Annotated in this window: 14 protein-coding genes and 1 pseudogene; 5 read left to right on the top strand and 10 right to left on the bottom strand. The window is 46.7% G+C overall.

Annotated elements, in window-relative coordinates:
* Positions 1-48: 48 nt before the first annotated feature.
* On the bottom strand, positions 49-1,002 hold the full coding sequence (locus MKX46_RS18500; RefSeq protein ID WP_341071605.1) for a sigma-70 family RNA polymerase sigma factor: 954 nt from the start codon (positions 1,000-1,002) through the stop codon (positions 49-51).
* Between the two features lie 18 nt (positions 1,003-1,020).
* Positions 1,021-1,464 (bottom strand): carboxymuconolactone decarboxylase family protein, encoded by a 444-nt coding sequence (locus tag MKX46_RS18495; RefSeq protein WP_039270408.1) that lies wholly within the window; start codon positions 1,462-1,464, stop codon positions 1,021-1,023.
* 151 nt (positions 1,465-1,615) lie between these two features.
* Here MKX46_RS18495 and mscL point away from each other — a divergent pair, with 151 nt between their 5' ends.
* Complete coding sequence (gene mscL, locus MKX46_RS18490) at positions 1,616-2,110, top strand: large conductance mechanosensitive channel protein MscL (protein WP_341071604.1); 495 nt, start codon at positions 1,616-1,618, stop codon at positions 2,108-2,110.
* Between the two features lie 83 nt (positions 2,111-2,193).
* Here mscL and MKX46_RS18485 read toward each other — a convergent pair whose 3' ends face one another.
* Both MKX46_RS18485 and MKX46_RS18480 read right to left on the bottom strand, forming a co-directional pair.
* The gene (locus tag MKX46_RS18485) at positions 2,194-2,895 is read right to left on the bottom strand and encodes a histidine phosphatase family protein (protein WP_029515948.1); all 702 of its coding nucleotides are present in this window, start codon (positions 2,893-2,895) and stop codon (positions 2,194-2,196) included.
* A gap of 78 nt (positions 2,896-2,973) precedes the next feature.
* Positions 2,974-3,267: a hypothetical protein gene (locus MKX46_RS18480; protein WP_029515949.1), complete on the bottom strand. Its 294-nt coding sequence runs from the start codon at positions 3,265-3,267 to the stop codon at positions 2,974-2,976.
* Positions 3,268-3,439: 172 nt separating this feature from the next.
* On the opposite strand from MKX46_RS18480, the gene MKX46_RS18475 reads away from it, so the two are divergent.
* Positions 3,440-4,072: an NUDIX hydrolase gene (locus MKX46_RS18475; protein ID WP_307352099.1), complete on the top strand. Its 633-nt coding sequence runs from the start codon at positions 3,440-3,442 to the stop codon at positions 4,070-4,072.
* Between the two features lie 7 nt (positions 4,073-4,079).
* Here MKX46_RS18475 and MKX46_RS18470 read toward each other — a convergent pair whose 3' ends face one another.
* Entirely contained in the window at positions 4,080-4,868 is a 789-nt protein-coding gene (locus MKX46_RS18470) for a TrmB family transcriptional regulator (protein ID WP_029515951.1), read from the bottom strand.
* A gap of 65 nt (positions 4,869-4,933) precedes the next feature.
* Positions 4,934-5,785 carry a zinc ribbon domain-containing protein gene (locus tag MKX46_RS18465; RefSeq protein WP_341071603.1) on the bottom strand — a complete coding sequence of 284 codons (852 nt, stop codon included), beginning with the start codon at positions 5,783-5,785 and terminating at the stop codon, positions 4,934-4,936.
* 310 nt (positions 5,786-6,095) lie between these two features.
* On the opposite strand from MKX46_RS18465, the gene MKX46_RS18460 reads away from it, so the two are divergent.
* Entirely contained in the window at positions 6,096-8,522 is a 2,427-nt protein-coding gene (locus tag MKX46_RS18460; RefSeq protein ID WP_341071602.1) for a UvrD-helicase domain-containing protein, read from the top strand.
* A 179-nt stretch (positions 8,523-8,701) separates the two neighbouring features.
* On the opposite strand, the pseudogene MKX46_RS18455 reads toward MKX46_RS18460, so the two are convergent.
* A pseudogene (locus MKX46_RS18455) lies at positions 8,702-8,943 on the bottom strand (tRNA-binding protein); the annotation flags it as partial.
* Positions 8,939-9,844, bottom strand: a complete 906-nt coding sequence (locus tag MKX46_RS18450) for a DMT family transporter (RefSeq protein WP_341071601.1) — start codon at positions 9,842-9,844, stop codon at positions 8,939-8,941. The gene MKX46_RS18450 and the pseudogene MKX46_RS18455, both read right to left, overlap by 5 nt.
* Before the next feature lie 157 nt (positions 9,845-10,001).
* On the opposite strand from MKX46_RS18450, the gene MKX46_RS18445 reads away from it, so the two are divergent.
* Positions 10,002-10,895, top strand: a complete 894-nt coding sequence (locus tag MKX46_RS18445; RefSeq protein ID WP_318627621.1) for an AraC family transcriptional regulator — start codon at positions 10,002-10,004, stop codon at positions 10,893-10,895.
* Positions 10,896-10,994: 99 nt separating this feature from the next.
* On the opposite strand, the gene MKX46_RS18440 is transcribed toward MKX46_RS18445, so the two are convergent.
* On the bottom strand, positions 10,995-11,789 hold the full coding sequence (locus MKX46_RS18440; RefSeq protein ID WP_340884233.1) for a GNAT family N-acetyltransferase: 795 nt from the start codon (positions 11,787-11,789) through the stop codon (positions 10,995-10,997).
* 449 nt (positions 11,790-12,238) lie between these two features.
* On the opposite strand from MKX46_RS18440, the gene MKX46_RS18435 reads away from it, so the two are divergent.
* Positions 12,239-14,161 (top strand): glycosyl hydrolase, encoded by a 1,923-nt coding sequence (locus MKX46_RS18435; protein ID WP_341071600.1) that lies wholly within the window; start codon positions 12,239-12,241, stop codon positions 14,159-14,161.
* Positions 14,162-14,420: 259 nt separating this feature from the next.
* Here MKX46_RS18435 and MKX46_RS18430 read toward each other — a convergent pair whose 3' ends face one another.
* Positions 14,421-16,100 (bottom strand): ABC transporter substrate-binding protein, encoded by a 1,680-nt coding sequence (locus MKX46_RS18430; RefSeq protein ID WP_341071599.1) that lies wholly within the window; start codon positions 16,098-16,100, stop codon positions 14,421-14,423.
* Positions 16,101-16,138: the final 38 nt, after the last annotated feature.

The following is a 16,138-nucleotide window of genomic DNA, read 5'->3' as shown; positions in this document are numbered from 1 at the left end:
TAGACGAACTAAACCATTTCGATCTATATCTTATTCATTGGAAGTCGCTTATGGGATTTTTGCAAAATCCTCGTCTATATGGATGTGTCCCAGCTTATCTGGATTAACCATTAAATAAAAATTCTGAATATGCTCCCCGTCCGGTGTCAGTCTGAGACATAAGGTTTCTCTCACTTTTCCGTCTTCCAGAAATGCCAGCTGAACCTCGCCATTGATGACGGTGTGGAACACATCTCTTTCTCGTAAAACGGTTAATACCCGACGAGAAGTCAACAGGGCAAGAACACCTTTGCGTACAACCATTGGCCTCATCACCGTATGCACATTACCTCCGCCATCTGATACAAATACAGGTTGTTCAGCCAGTAGTTCCAGCATAGCAGTCACATCGTAGGCGAGAAAAGCTGTTGTAAAACGTTCTAGTAGTTTTATACGGGAAGAGTTATTCTCATCACGACTGGACTGAGCCTCAAGAGCAGATTCTCCGGAAGATAGAATACGACGGGAGCGACTGAACACCTGACGACAGTTGCTCTCCGTCTTCCCCAGCAATTCTGCAATATCTTTGTAATCATATTGAAAAGCTTCCCTCAGCACAAAAACAGCCCGCTCTATCGGCTTTAGCTGCTCCAGCAAAACCAGAAAAGCGTAAGATATCATATCTTTACGCTCTAACCAATCCGCAGGGAGATCTGCGCTTTCACCCAACGGCTCCGGCAGCCACTGTCCCACATACGTCTCTCTTTGCTTGCGTGCAGAGTTCAACAGATTCAGACACCGATTCATCGTCATTTTGGCTACATAGGCTTTGGGATTGTGTATATCATCCAGGGGCTTGTTCTTCAGCTCGACAAAGCAGTCTTGAACGACATCCTCGGCATCCGTAACCGTTCCAAGCATGCGATAAGCAATGGCAAAAGAATATTTGCGATATCTTTGATACAGCTCCTCCAGATTTAAATCCACCGATTCTTGTTCAATTCTGTGTTCTTTGCCAGTCAAAGCATAGCCCCCTGTTCATTAAAGAATGCCCGGATACATCCCCGTTGCAATCGCAATCCGGTTCCAACTGTTAATCACGTTAACTGCAGTTATCAAATCTACGTATTCTTCCTCGGTAAAATGCTCTCTGACCCGATTATACAAATCTGTAGGTACCCCTTGTTCTGAGATACGAGTAACCGCTTCGGCTAATTCAAGCATAACACGTTCTTTTTCCGTGAACAAAGGAACCTCCCGCCATAAGGCTAGCTGCAAAATGTGGTCAGCATAATCACCCAGCTTGAGCAGATCCTTCGCATGCATATCCAGACAATAGGAACATCCATTGATTTGGGATACTCTAATTTTCAGTAGTTCGTACAATACTTTGTCTGTAAAACGACCGGAAATATATTTCTCCATCTCCATCATCGCCTTGAACGTACTAGGACTCACTGTTCTGTGATTGAATCTTAAACTCACGATACATCGCCTCCATTATTGGTTTACATATAGAAGACAAATGAACATGTGATTTTGTGACATAGTGCAATACATCAATTTGGAATTGCCCTCAATTGACATAGCATGTATTATAGATAAATGATTTTATGCAAAGAAGGTGAGCACTCACATGAGCGGAAAAGGTATTATAAAAGAATTTAAAGAATTCGCTGTACGGGGTAACGTGATTGACCTTGCGGTCGGTGTTATCATCGGTGGAGCGTTTGGCAAAATTGTCACTTCTGTGGTAAACGATATTATTATGCCTCCGATCGGTATGCTTCTGGGAGGTATGAATTTTCCAGATTTGTATGTGGCTTTACAAGCTGCTGATCCTTTAAATGGTAACGGTACACGCATGACTTTGGTACAGGCCAAAGAAGCAGGGATTGCGGTCCTCGCCTATGGTCAGTTCATTAACGTCCTGCTGGACTTTCTGATCGTGGCCTTCTGTGTGTTCATGCTGGTCAAAGGGATTAACATGCTGAAACGGAAAGAGGAAGAAAAACCTCCTCAGGAAAAAACGATCAAGGAATGTCCACATTGCCTATCCGAAATTCCTGTAGCCGCTACCCGTTGCGCACATTGCACTTCCAAGCTGGAAGGGTACGTGGAAGCACGCTGACTCAACCCACTTATATGACTACAATAAACGGCTTAAGACGGTGTATCGTCTTAAGCCGTTTTGGCATGGTATAAAAAATCCAATTAGTTGAAATTGGTGATAATGCCACGGGGTCTGACGGGCAAGCCCTCAGCGTACAGATGGGAAACATCACCGAAGCCGATGCAACGGGGAACTGCCCATTCTTGGGAGCGCTCATCAAACAAGATCGTGGTTACGGAGCTAGGCGGCATCCAAAAACCGGACCAGACCAAGGCCAATGGCAGCTCCAACAGATGAGCAAGCCAGGTCAGCCCGAAGCCGCCATGACAAAATACGGCCACCTGATCTTCAGTGTGCTTCAGAATCCGGTACCTGCCCTCCACCCGCTCAAAGCCTTGCCGTTTCAGGAACTCATCGGAATGAAGCTTCAGTCGCTCGAAGGTTTCAGGGCTTTGCGTTCCCTGATAATAGGAAATCTCCTGCCAAGAGTCATGAGTCGGCAGAGGCAACTCGGAACGGATCACTTCACCAGGCAAATCCCAATGGGAAAGACGGCCGTATGGGGTTTCCTCCAGCTTTAGAGCCAGCTCCTGCGTCCAGTGTTCTACTTCATGAGTCATACCCAGAGAGTCGGCGGTGTAGCGCATCGTATCCAAAGCCCTCCCCAAAGGAGAGGCATAAATTCGATCCAGTCCGTGACTGGAAAGCCGCTTGGCCAGTGCCTGGGCTTCCAAATGCCCCTCCGGCGTGATGGTGTTGTTGGGGTAATCGGGGTCTGCGTGTCGGATTATATACAATCTCATCATTGTTCTCCGTTCCTATGAATGGCGACAGGATCGCTTTATCTCATTACATCGATTAGTTCTCCTGGTCTTTAACGTTTAACGTTTATTCAGCAAAGTTTCCAAAATCGCGCGCAAATCCCTATCTTCCTGGTAGACTTCCTCACCCGTGTCCAGCTCAATAACCCGGATATATGTATAATTGGCTCTGACATCGACTGGTTTAAAAATCAATTCCTCCGGATTGTCTGGGCGGACATCATAGCCCATATTTTTGAACATATCCGTAATTTGATCAATCCCCGGCTTGCCCCCGCTTTCCAGCATAATCAACCCGCGAAGTTCCTTGGGTTCCTCCGGATGCATGACTCGAAAATGTACTATACATTCCATGTAAAATCGCTCCTTTCAATCATAAACCTGTGTGATGTTGCAAATCCTTATGTTCCCAGCATACCCCAAATGCCACTCCACATTCCACACATGCCTTCATATCGTCAGGACAGAAAACACGTTATACTGTAAAGTAGACCTTTGATTTCTGCTTACTATAGGAGGAACCACGATGAATAGCGAGCTTCTGGATATCTACGACGATGAAGACAACCCCCTTGGCACAGCCTCCCGACGAGATGCACATGCCAAGGGATACTGGCACCATACCTTTCACTGCTGGCTAGCACGAGACACTTCGACAGGCCGTCGCTTGCTATTCCAACAGCGTCAGGATACGAAGGATACCTTCCCCGGATGCTACGATATTACAGCAGCCGGTCATTTGACGGCAGGCGAAGATATGTCTCAGGCGGCTCGCGAGCTGGAGGAAGAACTGGGCATTCATGTTCCCTTTACCTCATTAACACCGCTGATGACCGTTCGGTATGAAAGCAAAGGTACCGCCCAGGGCACCTCTTTTTGGGATCGGGAGATTAGCTCGGTGTTTGGACTGCTATCGAACCAGCCATTGGAAGCTTATCATCTCCAGCAAGAAGAAGTAGCCGGACTGTACGAAGCAGATCTTGACCAAGCACTGGCCCTTTTTGAAGGCCATATTCCCTTTATCGAAGCCCAAGGCATTACGTCAGGGCCGAACCCAGAAAAAACTCGCCGCCTGATCACATCGGATCAATTCGTGCCTCATAAGGCGGGCTATATTACATCTATATGCCGGGCACTGATGGAACTTCCTACCCGGTAATCTTTAGCTATTCTCCAGCTGACATATATTTGCCGATAATGCCTTCATACCGCCAGCCATACCGGGTCGACAGCTCTCTGCCCATATCATGCTCCAGCTCATACAGAATAAGATCCTGAGCAAAATGATTAAGCAGCAGGCCTGTCATTACCGGATGCTCGGTAATAAGTGCCTGTGTCGGGCAATTCTCTCCCCGCATACCCAGCATGCACCAACGCCGATCAATAACAAAAGAAAACTTGCGCCCTGCTGGTTCCTGTCCGTCTGTACCAGACCTAAGCGGTAACCACGGTCCCATCATGCTTTCCCCGTTATCGCAGGACCAGAGCAGACGCACACCTCGACTCTCGGCTTTCTCCAACTCTGTCCGCAGCAGTTCGGCTTCTTCGCGCCACAAATCCAACACAATCTCATGCTCTGCCCGTTCCAATTCACGTGTCAGACTTTCCAGTACCTTCCGATCGCCTTCCGCATTATAAAAGGTCGGCTTGGTTGGTTCTGTTCGTGGCATTTCCTTCTCCACTGCGCGTAGAGACTCCTGCATTTGTCCTTCGATCATCCGGGTCAATTCAGCCGGTGGCAGCATGCTGTAACGTACAGGCTCTCCCGCACTGGTTCTGAGGTATCCCTGCCCGGCCAAACGCTGTAAAGCCGCGTACACGTTGGAGCGTGATGCACCCAGACGCTTAGCCACTTCATAGCCGGAAGCCGCATTTTGCCTCGAAAGCTCGACCATAACCTTGGCTTCCATTTCCGTAAAACCCAGATTCCGCAGATGATGCAGCAAACGCTCCATATATTCTGTTCCCCCTATGCTGCCCGGCGTTATGTCTGTGTCCTGCAGCAGCCTGTTCGGCTGCGTCAAATCTGTTCAGCTCCGCAACGCGGGCACCACTTGGACCCTTTGGGTAGTTCTGCAGTGCAGATTTGGCATTTTACATTTTCACGTACTTGTGCAGATGGCGTTGCCGGTTTCTCAGCCCCGGAGTTGTTGGCCTTCCAATATCGAATCCGCTCGTCCAGCTCCTCCTGACGCTCACGCTCACGTGCCAGTTCTTCAAGACGACGGTGTTCTTTCTCCAGATCTTCCTGACGACGGCGCTCCCACTCAGCGTCGAATGCCGCTTTTTCCTCCGGTGTAAAATCAGACACTGTGTAATCTCGGTCTAGTCCCGCTGGTTCGTGTGTTTCATACCGCTCATCCTGTTCCTGTTCATGCCGATCCACTACTTCATGTTCTGCGTACTCCGTGTAAACAGGCGCGGGTTCCTTCGCTTCCTCTGGCTTGCGCAGATCACAAGAATAGACGTCCGTTGGCACCTCTTCACGCACAGCAGCTACTTGTTTGGAAGCAGCCTGTCCTTCATTCAGCTTACGTCCACATTTGGGGCAAAAGTTCGCATCCAGAGGCACAACCGCTCCACAGGTGCATAAATGAGCGTTCTTCAATTCTGCAATTCTACCTCGCAGCTCGTCGATTTCATCCTGAAGCTCATCACAAGCAGTGGATAGCTGTGTCATCTCGGTTTCTGCCACCGACATGTCGGATGCGCGATAACCTTCGTAAAAGATTTGACCCATTCGCAAGAAATGAACATCCATTTCCTGCTGGATCGTTGTAATTTGTGAATTGATCTTACTAATCTCGACAGCATGCTGCGCCTTTTCTGTTGCGCGATTTGCGCCTTCCTTTATACGTTGAATCAGCTTCATCATTATTTCCTCCCCATATCCAGCCGGATTTCACTGTACCGTCCGTATATCCCAAAGTTTTTTTCTGTTGGCAAACCTCGAACTCCTGTATAATGGAATGCGGTCATATCGCCTGTTTGAAGGCCATAGGCATTGGCGTCAACGTATTGACGTTCTGACGCTCCGGCAAGATCCGCATGAATTTCAGCATTATTTTAGTCCATCGCCTTGTTCTTATCATCAGCTAAAGCTGACTAGAACTCTATCATACCAAAAACTACCCCCATTTGTGAAAATGGAAGATTTTAAGAACGAAAGGGGTTTCAGGATTATGGACCCAAATCCTTCTTTTTACCCCCGGCCCATCGGGGTTCCTTATTCAACGTCGAGCCCTCAGGCACGTCGCGCTTCCATGGATACCAGTATGACGCTGGTGCCCGACACCGACCAAGACTCGGCCTATTTTCGTGCTTTAGAGAACGTCGGCATTCACCTGAACCGCCCGCAGATCCAGGCCGTCCGCCACGGCAAAGGCCCCCTTCTGACCCTTGCAGGGGCTGGCTGCGGCAAAACCACAGTGCTGGCTGCCCGCGCAGGCTACCTGATGGCGATGCGGGATGTCCCAGCATCGTCCATTCTGCTGGTGACCTTCACCAGCAAGGCAGCTGCCGAGATGAAACTGCGCATCGCGGGATTGCCCGGTGTGCGCCCTGCCGCTGCACGTGCAGTTCAGGCACGCACGTTTCACTCATTCGCTTTGGCGATGCTGCGTCATCGCGGCGTGCAAGATGAAGTGTTCGGTGAAACGCAGGCCCAGCATACCGTCATGAAAATGATGCTGCGGCAGCTTGGGCTCAGCGAAGCTTTCCAGCCAGAAAGTCTGCTGTCTGCCCTCTCCGCCTGGAAAGCGGAAGGGCGCAGCGCAGACGAGCTGCCGGAAACTGTGCGCGAGGAATCGGATGCCAAGCGTGCCATGCTCGCTTATGAAGCGTGGAAACAGGAGCGCAATAAAATGGATTTTGACGATATTCTGCTGCGTGCATCCGCACTACTGCGTGACCCGGATGTGCTTCAGCCGCTTCAGCGACGTTTTTCACATATCATGGTCGATGAATTTCAGGATACGAATACCCTGCAATATGAAATGGTGCAGCGGTTGGCTGCCCGACATCGCAATCTGATGGTTGTGGGGGATGATGATCAGACGATCTATACCTTTAATGGGGCACGCCAGGAATCCATTCTGGAGTTTGACAAGGTCTATAAGGATGCAAAGGTCATTACTCTGGATATTAATTATCGCAGCGATGCGCGGATTTTAGGGCTGGGCTCTAACATTGTCGCCAAAAATGTTCATCGACGCTCCAAACGTCTTTCGGCTGCCGGGCGTGAAGGCTTGCCACCGCAGTTTGCCACCCCATCCGGACCCGAGGAGGAAGCGGGGCATATTGTTACCCATCTACTCGGGCAGGTAGAGGAAGGTCGGCTGCGCTACCGGGATATCGCTATTTTGCACCGGACAGCTAGTGGAAGCCGATCTATTTTTGAGCAATTAATTATGCGGGATGTCCCATTTATTCAGTACGGAGCAGGGGCTGTATTTTACGATCAGTCCCTGATTCGTCCTTTAATGGATCACCTGCGCTTGTCACTGAATCCCCGACGTATGGAATCCATTCCGAGCACCCTTGGGCCGCTGTACGTCTCGCGTGAGGCTGGGATGGAATGGATTATGCGCGAGGAGAAACAGCAGGCTAAAAAATACCCGCTGATTCATCTCAGCCGCTGGGATCGACTACGTGATTTTCAGCGTGAACAAGTGAAAGGGCGTATTCGTCTGATTCGCAGTCTCACTACCATGAAACCTGCCTATGCCATTCAAGAAATGCGGCGCGTCTTTTATGACAAATATTTGGAAAGTGGAGATACGGGCGCGTGGACTCATTATAAGGAAACGATGCAAGAAAGTCTGGAGGAGCTCGAAACGGCAGCCAAGCGGTTTGACACTGTGGAGGCGTTCGTCAGCTTTGCGGACGAGCTTTCCGAGCGTCACCGCCAAATGGAATCGCTGCGCAGAGAGGAAGACAGCGATGCTGTTCGGCTCATGACGATCCACCGCGCCAAGGGATTGGAATTCCCTTGCGTATATTGGATCGGAGCCAGCGAAGGCATTCTGCCGCACAGCTCGGCGCTGCACAGCGAGCTGCCGGAGGATCGGCGGGCAGGCGCCGCCCCAACTACAGCTGTGGATAACGATGCAGCGCTTGAAGAAGAGCGCCGCCTCGCTTACGTGGCCGTCACCCGGGCGAAGGAGTTGCTATACATCACCTCCCCCGCCTCTAATCATGGCAAGCCTGCCGCCGTGTCACGCTTCCTGCTGGAAGCCTATGGGGTCACCCCTGAGGCTTCCAAGCCAGAAACACGCCGCAGTAGCTTCGGCCAAGCGAAGGGTGCTTCCGGGTATGGCAGCCGTGCTGGCGCTGGATCGCCAGCGTCTGGCACAGCGACCCGCGTGAGCAACAGGCCGGGACCAGGCAGCGCTACGGCACGGACAACCTCGTCGGTGGCAGGGTCTCCAGCGGAGCCACGCATCAACGTGCCTGTGTGGAAATGTACCGACGGCGCTTGCAAAGCGTGGATGCGTCGCGACACAACAAGCGGACGCCGTACAAGCGCGGCTAGCACAAGCACGCCGCCAGTGTGCCCGCTCTGCGCCTCCCCGATGACAGAGGGGACACGCAGCATCCCAGCCAGATAGGGATACGGCGTATAGCTGGTATGGAGAATTGTGCAGACCAATAATAAATCAAATAAAATTTGGACAGACCAAATAAAAAAGTGGCAGACTAGGACTTAAAAATAAAGCCCTAGCCTGCCACTATCTGTTTTAACTTGCTATTGAACGATCATGTCCTGTTAGATTATCCAAGCGTTCTATCACCCAATAGGTGTTCCATCAGGTAGTTTGATATCTGGTTTCAATAGAATCACATCCCCCTTTTCGGGTATTCCTCCAAGAACCAATACCTCTGAGTTAAAGCCTGCTATCCGTCGAGGTGGAAAGTTGACTACACCTATAATTTGTTCCCCTATAATATCTTCAGCCACATATCTTTCTGTAATTTGCGCACTCGAAGTTTTTACACCGATATCTTGCCAAAATCAATTTCAAATTTAATATTTTGCAACTGTAGTATACTTTAAAGATTTTGCCCAAAAATACATTCCCATACCGAATAAAGTCATGATTCCACCTATGAATTGAAATGCAGAAATGATTTCTCCCAAGAATAAGTAGGCGAGAATTATGGCAAGAACAGGCTCTCCAATAATACCAACTGAGACCGTAGTTGCACCCATTGATTTCAACAACAGATTAAAAATATATTGTCCAAAAATAGTTGGGATTACTGCAAGTAACAAGAAATACATCCATTCCAACGAGTCATATTCAATCAAGGAATAATGATTCAACAAATTGTAGACCAGCAAGACGCTGCCACCAATAAAAAAAACAATAACACTATATAAATTTGCATTTATTTTGTGACTTACTTTCTGTCCTGCCAACATATATGCTGAAACCAAAATTGTTCCCAATAAAGATAATCCATCTCCGATCAATGCCTCTCTCGAAATCCCTATGTCTCCCCAAGCAATAATGATTGAACCGACAAGAGCGGCGATCAAACAAAGTATGGTTAATATGTTGGTTCGGTCTCTGAACATAAAGTATGAACCCATCATTACAAATAAAGGCTGTAAGGATAAGATGACCATGGAGCTCGCAACTGAGGTATATACTAAAGATTCCATCCAGAATAAGAAATGCAACCCGAGAAAAAGACCAGCTATGAAAACGGTAATCCAATCTTTTTTGTTCATTGCTAAGGTACGGAACATTTTCCAAGGTACAAAAGGAAGCATTATGAGTACTGACATATACAATCTGTACATCCCAGCCACAGAGGTTGGAGTATCTGAGGATTTGATCATGATGGATGAGATAGAGACAGACAGTATGCTGATTAAAAGCAAAATATACGGATGAAACGGTAACGACGATTGATTTATTTTCACATGTACGCCTCCAAGAGGTCTTATCCAATCGCCTGTGCACAGGATTGTAATGATAAGCCGAAGATCTGGTATAATAATATCACCACTTTTATTTATTTTGTGTAACTATATCTTTAATTTATATAGAAATATCGTCATCAGAAAGGACCTCGCTAAAATGGAAAAACAATTGCATGAGACCATTCTATATCCCGATGTTTCATTTCCATACATCATGTACACCCATACTATTCATGCAAGTAGTCCTGAAGGTAGAGGATTCAACGATCTACATTGGCATGAGGAACTACAAATCACTTTGGTTACCAAAGGGAAGCTAGTAATCCAAGTTAACGGGATTGATCATGAATTAGAAACAGGTCAGGCCATTTTAATTAATAAAGGTGTTCTTCACGTTACTACACACCTTACACATAACGGCCAATATGTCAGTTTTAATTTTCCGGAGAAGCTGCTGGCCTTTTATGCAGATAGTGCGATGGAAAAAAACTATGTACTGCCTTATACAAACTCTCTCTTATTGTCATTAGTAATCAAAGGAGATGTTGAATGGCAAATTCAAATACTGCAAATGCTTTGGGATATGAAAGAGAAATTTGATATGAAAAAAAACTGGGGATGGGAATATGAGGTTTCTATTAAAACAGTACAATTATGGTTCATCATAATTTCTAACATTTCGCTTTCTTCGGAGGAAGCACCTAAACACATGAAACTGCAACAGGAAAGACTTCAATTGATGCTCAGCTTTATCCATCAAAACTATTCAGACAATATAACACTGCAAGAAATTGCTGAAGTAGCACATTTAAGTATTTCGGAATGCACTCGTAGTTTTAAGAGAACCATTCATATGACACCTTACGACTATTTAATTAAGTACCGTATCAAGAAAAGCAGCGAGTTATTAATTTCAACAGATTCTACAATAACTGAAATAGCCCACAGAGTGGGGTTCAATCATGTAAATCACTTCATTCAATCTTTTAAAAAACATCATGAAAGAACACCTAAAGATTTCCGGAAATTTAGAAATGAAATCAAGGATTAAGGGCTATTTCTTTTCTGGTTGCGTGATACCGCTCTAATACCAACAGTCACCTATATTCCGTTGTACTTCTCAACCGGCGCGCGACAGCGGCCTAATTCGTCAATCAATAGATAGCTTAAAATCAACAATAGTTTGCTCAGCCGTGATCTCATAGCCTAAGCCCTCGTAAAGATATACAGCGGCTTGGTTCTCCTTCAGTACTCCCAGGTAGATATCTGATGAAAGTGACCTGCCCAGTTTTGTAAGTTGGCTCGTCAAGTGCTTTGCTAGGCCTTTCCCTCTGTGAGTAGGGCTTGTGTATATGTTTCCGAGCTCAACAAGTTTAGAATCATAAAAGTGGAAGCCGCCCACGACAATAAAATGACCACATTCCTTTATCCCAAGGAAAGGATATTGTTCGAGTTCGCTCCTCGTAAAAAATTTCATGCTGCCATTTCGTAATAAATCCACTATATCTGAAAGGTCATTTTCCTTAACTAGCTCAGCCCAGTTTGAATCGAGCAGTTTCGATTGATCCATATGCTTCATTGTTAAAAAACGTTGTGGGTTACCCAATATAAGACCATGAGATTGAAAAAGTTCAAGGTCACGATTACAGAGGATTGTACCACAAACAGTATTTTTCTTAAGTTGAATGATTTCCTCAGTAAAAGTAATAAGAGCTGGAAAGTTAAGTTTCTCGCGATTTATGCAATGGAAAGAAAAAGCAGGGAAGGATAGCCCCCAAAAGTATGCTAAGACCGCCGTCAGCTTGTCGTCTATATATTGACCAACAAATTTAGCCTGCTCCTTACGTTGACTTAAATAGCTATAGAATAACAAGTGTTGGTCTCTATTAATCTGGTCAGTTAATTGACTAATTGTTTCGTAGGTAAGCAATCGATGAGAAATCATTTATTAGTCCCTTTCATTAGTCATACTTTTCCTATGCGTGGAATACCTACTGGCATGATACCACAAATTGAAACTATTCTTCCCGCTTATTCCATATAGCCTTAAAAAATATTGGGTTATACATTTCTATAAAGATAAATTGTTTGCCGCCGGAGTATAAAAATCCATAATTTAAGGATGATTTTTCCCGAAATTCATTGTATGGTTCCTGCCTCGCGTCTAATTTATCATGAAATTAAAGAGAGGTGAGGCACTGAAAAAATTAATGACAAATATTGAAAACGCATACAAATGAAGAAGGTATGTTTAAAAGTGCAAGCTGGTCCTTAATCACCTGTCATCGATTACTTCAAAGCGTACTTAATATGTACACACTTATGAAAGCGTTTTCTGTACTATGCGTTGCAGGTTAACTAAGGCTTTAACATCTAATTCAAGGAGTGAGTCATATGCCAGACCCATGGAAAAAAAGGTTTTTCAGTATTCTCAGTTTTGTTCTCTTATCCTTTTTGTTGGTATCTCTCAGTTTAATTCCAAGCCTAGCAAAAGCAGAATCAGCTCACTTGGTCACTGACGGTAGCCCCTCTCCTATAGTCGTCAGCTCCAAAAATGCAATTCTTCAAGGTTACGGGGTAGAAAAACGGAATATACCCTATACCGGCGATACGCTTTATAAAGGCGATGGCTATGTATCCTTCTTTTATGACTATGACCCAAACTCAGGAAAGTCTGACGGGACGGCTACGTTTAAAGTGAACGTGCCTACAGCAGGTCTTTATAGGCTGAGCCTCGGCTACTACATTCCGGCGGACACCGGCTCCAAGGATACCAGCATCAAGGTCAATGGCACAATGGCTGAAAACGTAACGCTGGCTGCTCCTCCGAAAGGTACGGCGGTGAACGAGAAAATGGTAACTAAGATCATGCTGAATGCTGGCACAAACGAGCTGACTTTTTCAAGAGGCTGGGGATATTACGGGATCGAGTATGTGAAGGTTGAATTCGCCAATCTGCCTGCTGCCATAAGCAAAATGGAAGCCGAAGAAGGAGCCATTATTGGTGAGGTCAGCATCGAAGCTGCTGATACGGGATATTCCGGTACCGGTTACGCAGCCTTTAAAGGCACAGGGTCGTTAACCTTTGCCTATAACGCAGCCTCAAGCGGGCTTTACAATCTTGCAATCGGTTACAGTAACCCCAATGGAGACAAAAAGACTCAATTGGTGGTCAATGGCCAGACCAGCGAAACATCACTCCCGACAACAGTAAGCTACACAGAGGTATCTGGCGGTAAACTGATGCTGAGTGCGGGAAACAATACCATACAGTTCAATGTCGATTCGGATCAATATCATATCGACTACGTCAAGCTGTCAGCAGTGTCCCCCCCGAAATTGCATCAGATTGAGAAAAAGCCAGTAAACCCGAATGCGACTGCGGAAACCAAGGCACTTATGGGTTATCTCGTCGATAGTTACGGCAGCAATATTCTTTCCGGTCAGCACACTCTTGAGGATGCCCAGTGGATTAAAGACCAAACTGGAAAGTATCCTGCGATGTTATCAACGGACATGATGGATTATTCCCCCTCTCGCATCGAACATGGCGCCACCTCAACTGAAGTGGAAAAGGCGATTCAATGGGCCAAAGAAGGTGGAATTGTCACATTCGCATGGCACTGGAATGCTCCTAAGGGACTGCATGATATTCCCGGCAAAGAATGGTGGCGCGGGTTTTACAAGGACGCTACTACATTCGACGTTCAATATGCGCTCACTCATCCCGAGTCGGAAGAGTATCAGCTTATCCTAAGGGATATCGATGCTATTGCTGCTCAGTTGAAACGTCTCCAAGACGCTCACGTTCCGGTGCTGTGGAGACCGCTGCACGAGGCGGAGGGCAAATGGTTCTGGTGGGGCGCCCAAGGGCCAGACTCCGCCAAGCAACTGTACCATATCATGTACGACCGCCTAACAAACTACCATCACCTGAACAACCTGATCTGGGTATGGAACTCTGAGAGCCCCGAGTGGTATCCGGGAGACGATGTCGTCGATATTGTAAGTGTGGATATCTACAACCAGGCGGCTAATTATAGCCCAAGTATCGGCAAGTATGACAGCTTGGCGAATCTCGTGCAAGGCAAGAAGCTGGTTGGTCTGTCCGAAAACGGCCCGATTGGCGATCCTGAATTACTTCAAACATATTCAGCGCATTGGCTCTTTTTCACCACATGGACAGGCGACTTCATCCGCAACGGACAATATAACTCCCTGGATCATCTCATAAAAGTGTTCAACAGCGATTACGTGATCACGAGGGATGAGCTTCCTCAAGACCTATTTACTTCGTCCAAGAATGAAGCGGAGTAAATTACTTTGAACGTATCCGTAACTATACCGTCCCATCCAGCGTCGTAAAGTAACGAAGTAGTCTTCCTCTAACAAACAGCGGCCACCTCTGAAAGTAACCAGGGTAGCCGCTGTTTGTTTATACCTCAAATGCTCCACAATTCTATTCTCCCGTTTCGTTAATGTATCTACTTTTCTAACCAAGAGACCATTGTGAAAAGGGACCGTCTCCTCTCCAAATTGGAAAGTGGAACGGCCCCGTTCTTTTATGCCAAACGAATTAGTTGGTGGACCATAGCTTAATCCGATTCTGAATATGTTTGGTAAAGGATTGTTCCATTTCCTGTACCCCGGCTTTCTCCAGCTCTGCCATATAGGCATCCCAAACCTTATCGAAGTTTTCCGGCTTGGTCATGACCGCTTCCGGAATTCGTTTCCATGTAATATCCTTCATCTTGGCTCCGAGAATAACAGCCGGGTCGTCATTGGGGAGAGACATCGTGTAGGCTGCACCGTATGCTCTCGGCTGGAATTCTTCTTCTTTTGGGAAAAGATCTTTCCAATGATCGATTTTATAGGCCTTCAGGACTTCCTTCTCCGACTTGTTATAGGTTGCTGTCAGAATCTCCGGATAACTGCGAGTAAAGTAGTTGCCAGTTGAGTCTTTGATGCCATCACCATAATGGACCATCAGGTTCCAATATAGACCGATTCCGGACTCTTTTTGGAAAGCTGCATTGTCATTGTTCATCCGTTCCAGCACAGCCGGAATAATCTTACGCTTGCCGTCTTTAACTGTGTAATGCTTTCCTTCAATTCCCCAGTTATTCAGGACTTGCCCCTCTTCCGATGCCAGAAAGTCGAGGAACTGGATAGCACGTACCGGGTCCTTGCACTTGCTAGAGATCGAGATTCCATATCCCCCATCAAAACCAGGGAGCCAGAAGTTGGTATCCTTATATTCCTTGCTCATGGTGACTGGATAATGACCGTACGTTTGGTCAAATTTGCCCTCCGCTTTCAGCGCATTTTGTCCGTCGCCATAGTCCCACTCTGGATCGGCCAAGCCTAATACACGTCCTGAAGCTATCTTCGCCTTAAACTGGTCTGTCTTCTGTACGAAGCTTTCTGGGTCCAGCAATCCAATGGAGTTCATGTGATTCAACCAGCGGAAATATTCCTTTTCTTCCGGGCGGCGGAAATGATAAGTTGCTTGGTGTGTTTTTTGATCGATGAAGTATTCGCCGTCGTCTGGTCCCCCGGTCGTTTGAAATCCTGAGTTCGTGACCTGGTACATATGCCAATCGTCAGCATTTAGGGACAATCCGATATTTTTGTTGCCATTTTCGTCCGTTGGATGCTTGGTGATATAGTCCTTAATGACTTTTTCAAAATCCTGTACCGTACGAATGTCCGGGTATCCCGCTTCCTTGACGACACGATGCTGGAGTTTAAATCCTACGTCGGGTTTAATTTTTTTCTCCTCGACAGCGGACCAGGTCGGAATCACATAGATCGATGGGTCGTCCAAACTGTACTTTGTCCGAACAAGCTTGTCACCCAGCATTTTTTTGATGTTCGGTGCGTGCTTATCGATCAAATCCGTCAAATCAATGATTGCGCCAGCATCGACAAGTTTGCCGACATCCGCCTTAGCAGCGATCAAATCAGGATAGTTTCCTGTGGCTGCAATCAACGAAATTTTTTGGACCGGGTCGCCGACAGCGAATTCAGCATCTAGAGTTACTCCCGTTTTTTCAGCGATGACCTTACCGACTTCATCCTTCATGCTATTCCAGTTTGTGCTGGAGTCTTCCGAGAAATAAGTAAGCGTGATGTCTCCTGTGGTTACGGCCTTGGTAGCATCAGATGCTTTATTACCGCCGCACCCTGCGAGCGTCGCGACTAAAGTTAATGACATTACGAAAGATACGACCATTCTATGTTTTCTTGGCTTCATGGAGCTAAACCTCCCTGTATAATGAATGTTTGCTGCTT

Source organism: Paenibacillus sp. FSL P4-0113, from assembly GCF_038009305.1.
In the GTDB taxonomy this organism is placed as follows: domain Bacteria; phylum Bacillota; class Bacilli; order Paenibacillales; family Paenibacillaceae; genus Paenibacillus; species Paenibacillus polymyxa_D.
Note: the sequence above shows the minus strand (reverse complement) of the source record. Positions and strands in the feature narration are given on the sequence as shown.